Below are 10369 nucleotides of genomic sequence, written 5' to 3'. Positions count from 1 at the left end.
GGGGCCCCGCGCCCGCGGGGCGGGGACACGCTGCAACCCCAGCACGCCCCCGGCGGCGGTTCGGGGGGGGGCCGGCCACCGGCGAAGGGACTACGGCCCCGCCGCCGGCGGCGGACGGATCGGCCTTCTCGTGGTGCCCGCCCTCGCCGAAGCCGTCTCCGGGAGCTGTCATGGTGTTCAACCTAGTCCATGCGCAGGTGACGGGTGTCACCTCGAATCGCCGCCGGGCACACGAAGGTGCCGCGGCGTGTCCGGGCCCGTCCGGAGCGAAACCCCGGCTCGTCGCGGCACTGGGAGCGGGTCCACGTCGCCGGACGAACCGTGTTTCCGCAGGTGACACAAGGTCGATGGATAGGGTGGGGAGGCCCTGTGATGAAACGACGGCCGAGGCGGAGGACAATGAGCGGCGATGACTAATCCTTTCCAGCCCGGCCAGGTTCCCGGCGCCACGCCTCCGGGCGCGGCGGGTCGCCGAGGGCCGGGGCTGCCGACGCCGCCGAAGGGCTGGCCGGTCGGGGCGTACCCCACCTACGCCGAGGCGCAGCGCGCCGTCGACTACCTGTCCGACCAGCAGTTCCCGGTGGAGCAGGTGACCATCGTCGGTGTCGACCTGATGCAGGTGGAGCGGGTCACCGGCAGGCTGACGTGGCCGAAGGTGCTGGGCGGCGGCGTGTTGAGCGGGGCGTGGCTGGGGTTGTTCATCGGGCTGGTGCTGAGCATTTTCAGCCACACGTGGGCCGTGGTGCCCACCGGCGTCGTCGCCGGTGTCTTCTTCGGTCTGATCACTTCCGCTGTTCCCTATTCGATGGCCCGTGGCACACGGGATTTCAGCTCGACGATGCAGTTGGTAGCCGGGCGCTACGACGTGCTCTGTGATCCGCAAAACGCAGAAAAGGCGCGGGACCTGTTGGCGCGCTTAGCGATCTGAGGCGCGCGAGAGGTGTGAATTAGTGGTGAGTCGCCGCAGGCGCGTGCGCCGGATGGGCGCAATCGCGCTGGCGACGGCAATCATCGCCGCGGCGGTGTCGGCGTGCGCTTCCGCGAGCCACGGGCTGGTCATCAGCTTCTACACGACGGCCGCCGACGGTGCGACGTTCACCGCGGTCGCCCAGGACTGCACGAAGCAATTCAACGGCCGCTTCGCCATTCAGCAGATCAGTCTGCCCCGGGCCCCCGGGGAGCAGCGTCTGCAGCTGGCCCGCCGGCTGACCGGCCACGACCGCACCCTGGACGTGATGTCGCTGGACGTGGTGTGGACGGCCGAGTTCGGTGAGGCGGGCTGGGCGGTGCCGTTGTCCGACGACCCGCAGGGGCGAGCCGAGGCCGACGCCACGGTGGACACGTTGCCGGGCCCGCTGTCGACGGCGCGCTGGCGCGGCAAGCTGTACGGCGCACCCGTCACCACGAACACCGAATTGCTCTGGTATCGGCCCGATTTGGTAGCCCAGCCGCCGCGAACCTGGGACGGCATGGTGTCCGAGGCAACCCGATTGCACGACGCGGGGCAGCCCAGCTGGATCGGCGTGCAGGCCAACGAGGGCGAGGGCCTGGTGGTCTGGTTCAACACCCTGCTGGTGAGCGGGGGTGGCCAGGTGCTCTCCGACGACGGCCGCCGCGTCACGCTCACCGACACGCCGGCGCACCGGGCGGCCACCGTCACAGCGCTGCGCGTCCTCAAGTCGGTGGCCCTCGCACCGGGAGCCGATCCGTCGATCAGCCGAACGGACGAGAGCACCGCGCGGTTGGCAGTCGAACAGGGAAGGGCGGCGCTCGCGGTCAACTGGCCGTACGCGCTGGCGTCCATGCTGGAGAACGCGGTGAAGGGCGGGGTGCCCTTCCTGCCGCTCAACCGGAATCCGGAGCTGGCAGGCAGCATCAACGACGCCGGGACGTTCGTGCCCAGCGACGAGCAGTTCCGTATCGCGTATCAGGCCAGCCAGAAGGTTTTCGGCTTTGCACCGTATCCCGGTGTGGCACCGGGCCGTCCGGCCAAGGTGACGATCGGCGGGGCCAACCTCGCGGTGGCCAGCACCACCCGGCACCGTGCCGAAGCCTTCGAAGCCATTCGCTGCCTGCGTAACCTGGCGCATCAGAAGTACGTCGCGATCGAAGGTGGCCTGCCCCCGGTGCGCACCTCGCTGTATTCCGATCCGCAGTTCCAGAGCAAGTATCCGATGTACACGATCATCCGCCGGCAGCTCACCGATGCCGCGGTGCGCCCGGCCACGCCGGTCTATCAGGGTGTGGCCATCCGGCTGGCCGCGACGCTGAGCCCGATCGGTCAGATCGACCCCGAGCGGACCGCCGACGAGCTCAGCACCCAGGTGCAGAAGGCCATCGACGGGAAAGGGTTGCTGCCGTGACGCAAGCGAGCAGCGAAACCCGCACCGCGCGAACGCCTTTCGTCATGACACGGTTGCGCGGGCGGCCCTCCGAGCAACGGTTGGCGCTTCTTCTCGTAGCGCCGGCCGCGATCCTGATGCTGGCGGTGACGGCGTATCCCATCGGCTACGCGGTGTGGTTGAGCCTGCAGCGCAACAATCTTGCCGTGCCCGATGGCACCGCGTTCGTCGGCCTGGACAACTACGTGACCATCCTGACCGACCGCTATTGGTGGACCGCGCTGGCGGTGACGCTGGGCATCACGGTGGTCTCGGTGTCCCTGGAATTCGTGCTGGGCCTGGCGCTGGCGCTGGTGATGCACCGCACCCTGGTCGGCAAGGGTCTGGTGCGTACCGCGGTGCTGATCCCGTACGGCATCGTCACCGTCGTCGCGTCGTACAGCTGGTATTACGCGTGGACGCCGGGCACCGGCTACCTGGCCAACCTGCTGCCGCAGGGCAGTGCCCCGCTGACCGATCAGATCCCGTCGCTGGCGATCGTCGTCCTAGCCGAGGTGTGGAAAACCACGCCGTTCATGTCGCTGCTGTTGCTGGCCGGCTTGGCGCTGGTGCCGGAGGATCTGCTCAGGGCCGCCCAGGTCGACGGCGCGGGCGCGTGGCGGCGGCTGACCGGAGTGACCCTGCCGATCATCAAGCCCGCGGTGGTGGTCGCCTTGTTGTTCCGGACGCTGGACGCGTTTCGCATCTTCGACAACATCTACGTGATCACCAACGGCGCCAACAACACCGGATCGGTGTCGATGCTGGGCTACGACAACCTGTTCAAGGGCTTCAACGTCGGGCTCGGCTCGGCGATCAGCGTGCTGATCTTCGTCTGCGTCGGTCTGATCGCGCTGCTGTTCATCAAGGCGTTCGGCGCGGCGGCGCCCGGGGGGGACGTCGATGGCCGCTAACGGGGCGGGCCTGTCGACGGGCGCGCGGCGCACCGCGATCTGGGCCGTCATCGACACCCTGGTGGTGGTGTATGCCCTTCTTCCGGTGCTGTGGATCTTCAGCCTGTCGCTGAAACCGAGTTCAACGATCAAGGACGGCAAGCTGATTCCGTCGTCGATATCCTTCGACAACTATCGCGGCATCTTTCGCGGCGACTTCTTCAGTTCGGCGCTGATCAACTCCGTCGGAGTCGGGTTGATTACCACCGTGATCGCGGTCGTGCTCGGTGCGATGGCGGCGTACGCGATTGCCCGCCTGGACTTTCCGGGCAAGCGTTTGCTGGTCGGAACCACCCTGCTGATCACCATGTTTCCCGCAATCTCGCTGGTGACGCCGCTGTTCAACATCGAAAGGTTCGTCGGCTTATTCGACACCTGGCCCGGCCTGATCCTGCCGTACATCACCTTCGCGCTGCCGCTGGCGATCTACACGCTGTCGGCGTTCTTCCGGGAGATCCCTTGGGATCTGGAGAAGGCGGCGAAAATGGACGGGGCGACACCGGCCCAGGCGTTCCGCAAGGTGATCGTGCCGTTGGCGGCGCCCGGCGTGGTGACGGCGGCGATTCTGGTGTTCATCTTCGCCTGGAACGATCTGTTGCTGGCGTTGACGCTGACCGCCACCAAAGCGGCCATCACCGCGCCGGTGGCGATCGTGAACTTCAGCGGCAGTTCCCAGTTCGAGGAGCCGACCGGCTCGATCGCGGCCGGCGCCGTGGTGATCACCGTCCCCATCATCGTTTTTGTTTTAATCTTCCAACGACGAATCGTCGCCGGGTTGACCTCTGGCGCGGTGAAGGGATAACTGGATGGCCGAGATTGTGCTGGACCATGTCAGCAAGAGTTACCCCGACGGCGCGACGGCGGTGCACGACCTGAACCTCGCCATCGCCGACGGCGAATTCCTGATCCTGGTGGGCCCTTCGGGCTGCGGCAAGACCACGACGCTGAACATGATCGCCGGGCTCGAGGACATTTCGTCCGGCGAACTGCGCATCGGCGGCGAACGGGTGAACGAGAAGGCGCCCAAAGACCGCGACATCGCGATGGTGTTCCAGTCCTATGCGCTGTACCCGCACATGACGGTGCGGCAGAACATCGCCTTTCCGCTGACGCTGGCCAAGATGAAGAAGGCCGAGGTCGCCCAGAAGGTCGAGGAGACGGCGAAAACCCTTGATCTGACCGAACTTCTGGACCGCAAACCATCGCAGTTGTCGGGCGGGCAGCGGCAGCGGGTGGCGATGGGTCGCGCCATCGTGCGCCATCCCAAGGCGTTTCTGATGGACGAGCCGCTGTCGAACCTGGACGCGAAATTGCGGGTCCAGATGCGCGGTGAGATCGCCCGGCTGCAGAAGCGCCTGGGCACCACGACGGTCTACGTCACCCACGACCAGACCGAGGCCATGACACTGGGCGATCGCGTGGTGGTGATGCATTCCGGTGTCGCGCAACAGATCGGCACCCCCGACGAGCTCTACGAGCATCCGGCCAACTTGTTCGTCGCCGGCTTCATCGGCTCGCCGGCCATGAACTTCTTCCCGGCCACGCTGATGCCGGGCGGGCTCAAACTGCCGTTCGGTGAGGTGATGTTGACACCTGAGGTCCAAGAGGTGATCGGGCAGCATCCGGCGCCCGCGAACGTCATCGTCGGTGTGCGGCCCGAGCATCTGTCCGACGCCGCACTGATAGACGGTTACCAGCGCATCAGGGCGCTGACGTTCGAGGTGAAGGTCGACTTGGTCGAGTCGCTGGGCGCGGACAAGTACGTCTACTTCTCCACCGCGGCGTGGGCCGCCCACTCGGCCCAGCTGGACGAGCTGGCCGCCGAATCGGACGCCCACGAAAACCAGTTCGTGGCAAGGGTTCCGGCCGAATCGAAGGCGGCCATCGGGCGGTCGATCGAGCTGGCCTTTGACACCAGCAAGCTGGTGGTCTTCGATGCCGACTCGGGAGCGAACCTCACCATCTCGCCGGCGGGTACGCCGTGACACATGATCAGGTACGCGCGCATCTGCGGGCTCACTTCACCGACGCCGAGCCCGATGCGGCGAGCGTGACCTTTCTGGGCACCGAGACCATCGAGGTGCTGCGTTTCCGCGAGCCGGACGGCACGGTGCACTACGTCACGCTCGGCTGCTCGCGCCACCCGATGACCGAACCGACGCTGGATGTGGCCGACCCGGTGCGTGGTCCGCGCGCCGAAGTCGTGCTGCGGCTGCGCGATCCCGGTCCGGTCTCCGGCATCGCGCGCAGCCTGGCGATCCTGGCGGCGGCCCCGGCTGTCGATGGTGTGGTGCTGTGCCCCGACGCGCTGGTGGACCTCGGCTCGCCGCTGTGGGCGTCCCCGTCGTCGCGGGTGCCGTTCACCGCTGTCCTGTTGGGCCGCAGCGGGATTGGCGATCTTCCGCTGGAACCACCCTGCGACCCGGTGCAGTTCCTGTCGGCCACGCCCATCACCGCCACCGAAGCCGCGTGGGTCCGGCTCAAGGGCGCCGAGGCGATGCGTCAAGCGTGGGATAACGACGGCGTCGACGTGCTGGATCCGAATCGCCCTGCCGCACAGCCCGGTTGACGCCCGCTAGAGCCAGTTGTTGCGCCGGAACTGGAAGTACAGGCCCACGCAAGAGAAGGCCATCAGGGCCATGATTCCCGGGTACCCCCACGTCCAGTCCAGCTCGGGCATGAAATGGAAGTTCATTCCGTAGATGGCGGCGACCATGGTGGGCACCGCCAAAATACCGGCCCAGGCCGCCATCTTGCGCATGTCGTTGTTCTGCTGCATCCCGACGCGGGCCAGTGCCGCCTGGATCAGCGAGTTGAGCATGTCGTCGTAGCTGGCGATCTGGTCGGCGGCCTCGGACTGGTGGTCGGCGACGTCGCGCAGATAGCGCCGCACCTCTTTGGAGATCACGTCCTTGTTGTCCATCTGGATGCGATGGAACGCGGCCGACAGTGGGTTGACGCATCGGCGTAGTTCGACCACCTCCCGCTTGAGCAGGTAAATCGGCTCGACGTTGATCTTGCTGCCGGGGGCGAACGCCAGCCCCTCGATGCTGTCGATGTCGGACAGCATTAGACCGCTCACCTCGAGGTAGTGGTCCACCACATGGTCGGCGATCGCGTGCATCACCGCGTAGGGGCCCAACTGCATCTGCTGGGGATCGCCGTCCATCCGCTTGCGCACCTCGGACAGCCCGCCGTGTTCGCCGTGGCGCACCGTGACCACGAAATCCTTGCCGACGAAGACCATGATTTCGCCGGTCTCGACGATCTCGCGGGCCAGCACCACCGATTCGTGCGGCACGTAGTTGACGGTCTTGAGGACCAGGAACAGGGTGTCGTCGTAGCGCTCCACCTTGGGCCGCTGGTGGGCGCACACCGCGTCTTCCACGGCCAGCGGGTGCAGCCCGAACACGTCGGCCACTTCCTGCATCTCGGACTGGCTGGGTTCGCGCAGGCCGACCCAGACGAAGCCGTCGTGCCCCAGCGTTTCGATCTCGCGCACTTTATCCAGGGCGGCCGCGTAGCCCAGTTTGCCGGGCAGTCGGTGGCCGTCGGCGTAGACGGCGCAGTCGACCAGTGTCTCCTTGGGCGGCTCGGGGGCCGGGCTCGGCTCGGGATGCGTTTCGTGCGCGAGGGGCCGAAGCGCTTCGGGCAATGCGTCAAATCCCTGGAACACATCCACCTCCCACCGTGCGCAGGTCCGACCAGGCGGTGCTCCATGGTACGCGTCCCGGCTGTTCGAAGCGCGACGATGAGGCGGCGGGAAAGCCCTGGTAGCGGACCGGGGATAGGCGGCCGAGAAGAGTGCGCTAGTTTCGAGCCGAACCCGAATCTGCACGAACATCTCCACAAGGAGTAAATCGACGTGAGCGCAAGTCCTCTCAAGGTCGCCGTCACCGGCGCCGCCGGCCAGATCGGCTACAGCCTATTGTTCCGCCTGGCGAGTGGCTCGCTGCTGGGCCCCGACCGCCCGATCGAGCTGCGTCTCCTGGAGATCGAGCCCGCCCTCAAGGCGCTCGAGGGCGTCGTGATGGAGCTGGACGACTGCGCGTTCCCGTTGCTGTCCGGCGTGGAGATCGGCGCGGACGCGAACAAGATCTTCGACGGCGTGAACCTGGCGCTGCTGGTCGGCGCGCGGCCGCGTGGCCCGGGCATGGAGCGCAGCGACCTACTGGAGGCCAACGGTGCGATCTTCACCGCGCAGGGCAAGGCCCTCAACTCCGTCGCAGCCGACGACGTCCGCATCGGCGTGACCGGCAACCCGGCCAACACCAACGCGCTGATCGCGCTGAGCAACGCCCCTGACATCCCCAAGGAGCGGTTCTCCGCGCTGACCCGCCTGGACCACAACCGGGCGATCTCGCAGCTGGCCCGTAAGACCGGCGCCAAGGTCACCGACATCAAGAAGATGACGATCTGGGGCAACCACTCGGCCACCCAGTACCCCGACATCTTCCACGCCGAGGTGGGCGGCAAGAACGCCGCCGAGGTGGTGAATGACCAGAACTGGATCGAGAACGACTTCATCCCGACTGTGGCCAAGCGCGGCGCCGCGATCATCGACGCGCGCGGAGCCTCGTCGGCCGCCTCGGCCGCGTCGGCCACCGTCGACGCCGCCCGTTCCTGGCTGCTGGGCAGCCCGGACGGTGACTGGGTGTCGATGGCGGTCTACTCCGACGGCTCCTACGGCGTGCCCGAGGGCATCGTGTCGTCGTTCCCGGTGACCACCAAGGACGGCAACTGGTCGATCGTGCAGGGGCTGGAGATCGACGAGTTCTCCCGCGGCCGCATCGACAAGACCACCGCCGAGCTGGTCGACGAGCGCGCCGCCGTCACGGAGCTCAAGCTGATCTAGCAGCGATCGCGAGCCCCGCGGCGCCCCGGATCGGCAGGGGGAACCCACCTCACCATTAGGGCTACTAACGGGTAGTCAGTACCCTTGAGCGCGTGTCCGAATTGCTTGAATCGATACAGACGAATGCCGAGCAGGGCGTGATCTCCGACGCGGAGATCTTCGAGGCACACGTAGGCGGCAAGCTTTCCGTAGGCCTGACGTCCCCGCTGGACACCCAGCGCGCTTTGTCGATCGCCTACACCCCCGGCGTCGCACAGGTCAGCCGGGCGATCGCCGCCGACCACGCCCAGGCGGCCCGCTACACCTGGGCGAACCGGCTGGTGGCCGTGGTCAGCGACGGCAGCGCGGTACTGGGCCTCGGCGACATCGGACCCGCGGCGTCGCTGCCGGTCATGGAAGGCAAGTGCGCGCTGTTTCAGGCCTACGGCGGGCTGAACGCCATCCCGATCGTGCTCGACACCAAGGACCCCGACGAGATCGTGGAAACCCTGGTGCGGCTGCGGCCGACGTTCGGCGCCGTCAACCTCGAGGACATCTCGGCACCACGCTGCTTCGAGATCGAGCGTCGTCTCATCGAGGCGCTGGACTGCCCGGTGATGCACGACGACCAGCACGGTACGGCGATCGTGGTGCTGGCCGCGCTCATGGGTGCCGGCAAGGTGCTCGGCCGCGACATGGCCTCGCTGAAGGTGGTGGTGTCCGGAGCCGGCGCGGCCGGTATCGCGTGCACCAATCTCCTTATGGCGATGGGTGTTTCGGATATCACCGTGCTCGACTCGCGCGGGATCCTGCACACCGGTCGCGGCGACATGAACGACGTCAAGGTGGCCCTGGCGCAGCGCACCAATCCCAGCGGCCTGACCGGCAGCCTGGCCGAAGCCATCCGCGGCGCCGACGTGTTCCTGGGGCTGTCGGGGGGCGTAATCCCCGAAGAGATGATCGCGACCATGGCACCCAACGGGATCGTGTTCGCGCTGTCCAATCCCGATCCGGAGATCCACCCGCACATCGCGGCCAAGTACGCCGCGGTGGTGGCCACCGGCCGTAGCGATTTCCCGAATCAGATCAACAACGTCCTGGCCTTCCCCGGCGTGTTCCGCGGTGCGCTGGAAGCCGGCGCGCGCCGGATCACCGAAAAGATGATGGTCGCGGCGGCCGAGGCGATCTTCTCCGTCGTCAGCGACGACCTCGCCCTCGACCGGATCGTCCCCAGCCCCCTGGACACCCGCGTCGGGGAAGCGGTCGCCACGGCGGTCGCGCTGGCCACGGAAGCTTCGGACGCTTCCGTCGCCGGGCGGTGAGAATCGGCAGGCTGGCGGTGCCGCTGCTCGCCGGCGCGCTGACCGTCGCCGGTTGCGCCACCGACACCGGCGACCATCGTGCCCGCGCCGAAGTGGTGGTCGGATCCCGGCCCGACGCCGATTCGGGGCTGCTGGCCGGCGTGTACGTCGCCGCCCTACGGTCCTACGGGTTCGGCGCGCGGGCCGCGACCGCGGCCGACCCGAAGCCGCAGTTGGATTCCGGCGCGTTCACCGTCGTTCCCGCGTTCACCGGCCGCACGTTGCAAGCCCTGCAACCCGGCGCGACGGCGATGTCGGACAAAGACGTCTACCGCGCGATGATCGCCGCGCTGCCCGAGGGCGTCGTCGCGGGCGACTACACGACGGCCGCCGAGGACAAGCCCGTGTTGCTGGTGAGTCAACCCACCGCAAAGGCGTGGGGCGGCAGCGATGTCAGCGCCGACTTGAGCACGCTGCCCCAACACTGCGACGGCCTCGTCGTCGGGACCGTCGCCGGGCATCAAGAGCCGTCGACGATCGGATCCTGCCGGCTTCCCGCGCCACGCGAATTCCCGGATGGCACAACGATGTTCGCCGCGATTCGGACCGGACAGTTGACCGCCGGGTGGACCACCACCACCGATCCCGGCACCCCTGGCGACCTGGTCGCGCTGGCCGACGGCAAGCCCGCCCTGATCCGCGCCGAGAACGTGGTGCCGCTCTATCGGCGCAACGCGCTCAGCGATCGGCAGTTGCTGGCGATCAACGAAGTGGCCGGCGTGCTGGACAGTGCGGCCCTGGTCGAGATGCGGCGCCAGGTTGCCACCGGCGCGGACCCGCAGGCGGTGGCGGGCGGCTGGCTGGCCGAGCACCCACTCGGCCGGTGACCGCGCTCATCGA

10 protein-coding genes are annotated in these 10369 nt (G+C 67.6%); 9 read left to right on the top strand and 1 reads right to left on the bottom strand.

Going from position 1 to position 10369, the window contains the following annotated elements; all coding sequences use genetic code 11:
* Window positions 1–409: 409 nt before the first annotated feature.
* Genes B8W69_RS27785 through B8W69_RS27760 form a run of 6 tightly spaced genes read left to right on the top strand, consistent with a single transcriptional unit; the run spans window position 410 to window position 5903 of the window.
* Window positions 410–928: a general stress protein gene (locus tag B8W69_RS27785; RefSeq protein ID WP_085292895.1), complete on the top strand. Its 519-nt coding sequence runs from the start codon at window positions 410–412 to the stop codon at window positions 926–928.
* Between the two features lie 52 nt (window positions 929–980).
* The gene (locus B8W69_RS27780) at window positions 981–2363 is read left to right on the top strand and encodes an extracellular solute-binding protein (RefSeq protein WP_245843387.1); all 1383 of its coding nucleotides are present in this window, start codon (window positions 981–983) and stop codon (window positions 2361–2363) included.
* A gap of 44 nt (window positions 2364–2407) precedes the next feature.
* Window positions 2408–3295 carry a carbohydrate ABC transporter permease gene (locus B8W69_RS27775; protein WP_085292899.1) on the top strand — a complete coding sequence of 296 codons (888 nt, stop codon included), beginning with the start codon at window positions 2408–2410 and terminating at the stop codon, window positions 3293–3295.
* Window positions 3285–4136, top strand: a complete 852-nt coding sequence (locus tag B8W69_RS27770; protein WP_085292893.1) for a carbohydrate ABC transporter permease — start codon at window positions 3285–3287, stop codon at window positions 4134–4136. Before B8W69_RS27775 ends, B8W69_RS27770 begins: the two co-directional genes overlap by 11 nt.
* A 4-nt stretch (window positions 4137–4140) precedes the next feature.
* Window positions 4141–5319, top strand: a complete 1179-nt coding sequence (locus B8W69_RS27765) for an ABC transporter ATP-binding protein (RefSeq protein ID WP_085292892.1) — start codon at window positions 4141–4143, stop codon at window positions 5317–5319.
* Window positions 5316–5903, top strand: coding sequence for a suppressor of fused domain protein (locus B8W69_RS27760; RefSeq protein WP_085292891.1), 588 nt, complete (start codon window positions 5316–5318; stop codon window positions 5901–5903). The genes B8W69_RS27765 and B8W69_RS27760 overlap by 4 nt, the downstream gene beginning before the upstream one ends.
* A 6-nt stretch (window positions 5904–5909) precedes the next feature.
* Here the strand turns inward: B8W69_RS27760 and corA are convergent, their stop codons facing one another.
* Window positions 5910–7010, bottom strand: coding sequence for a magnesium/cobalt transporter CorA (gene corA / locus B8W69_RS27755; protein ID WP_085292898.1), 1101 nt, complete (start codon window positions 7008–7010; stop codon window positions 5910–5912).
* 189 nt (window positions 7011–7199) lie between these two features.
* On the opposite strand from corA, the gene B8W69_RS27750 reads away from it, so the two are divergent.
* The 3 genes from B8W69_RS27750 (at window position 7200) to B8W69_RS27740 (ending at window position 10356) form a co-directional block, all read left to right on the top strand.
* Window positions 7200–8189: a malate dehydrogenase gene (locus B8W69_RS27750; protein WP_085292890.1), complete on the top strand. Its 990-nt coding sequence runs from the start codon at window positions 7200–7202 to the stop codon at window positions 8187–8189.
* 92 nt (window positions 8190–8281) lie between these two features.
* On the top strand, window positions 8282–9490 hold the full coding sequence (locus tag B8W69_RS27745; protein ID WP_085292889.1) for an NAD(P)-dependent malic enzyme: 1209 nt from the start codon (window positions 8282–8284) through the stop codon (window positions 9488–9490).
* Window positions 9487–10356, top strand: a complete 870-nt coding sequence (locus B8W69_RS27740; protein ID WP_085292888.1) for a glycine betaine ABC transporter substrate-binding protein — start codon at window positions 9487–9489, stop codon at window positions 10354–10356. The genes B8W69_RS27745 and B8W69_RS27740 overlap by 4 nt, the downstream gene beginning before the upstream one ends.
* Window positions 10357–10369 lie beyond the last annotated feature (13 nt).

Source organism: Mycolicibacterium vulneris, assembly GCF_002104765.1.
Classification (GTDB): domain Bacteria; phylum Actinomycetota; class Actinomycetes; order Mycobacteriales; family Mycobacteriaceae; genus Mycobacterium; species Mycobacterium vulneris.
Note: the sequence above shows the minus strand (reverse complement) of the source record. Positions and strands in the feature narration are given on the sequence as shown.

What these genes read in the sequence shown, in the direction of transcription:
- B8W69_RS27765 (WP_085292892.1), top strand. Translation starts at nt 4,141, where the DNA reads ATGGCCGAGATTGTGCTGGACCATGTCAGCAAGAGTTACCCCGACGGC.
- B8W69_RS27785 (WP_085292895.1), top strand. Translation starts at nt 410, where the DNA reads ATGACTAATCCTTTCCAGCCCGGCCAGGTTCCCGGCGCCACGCCTCCG.
- B8W69_RS27770 (WP_085292893.1), top strand. Translation starts at nt 3,285, where the DNA reads ATGGCCGCTAACGGGGCGGGCCTGTCGACGGGCGCGCGGCGCACCGCG.
- B8W69_RS27780 (WP_245843387.1), top strand. Translation starts at nt 981, where the DNA reads ATGGGCGCAATCGCGCTGGCGACGGCAATCATCGCCGCGGCGGTGTCG.
- B8W69_RS27775 (WP_085292899.1), top strand. Translation starts at nt 2,408, where the DNA reads ATGACACGGTTGCGCGGGCGGCCCTCCGAGCAACGGTTGGCGCTTCTT.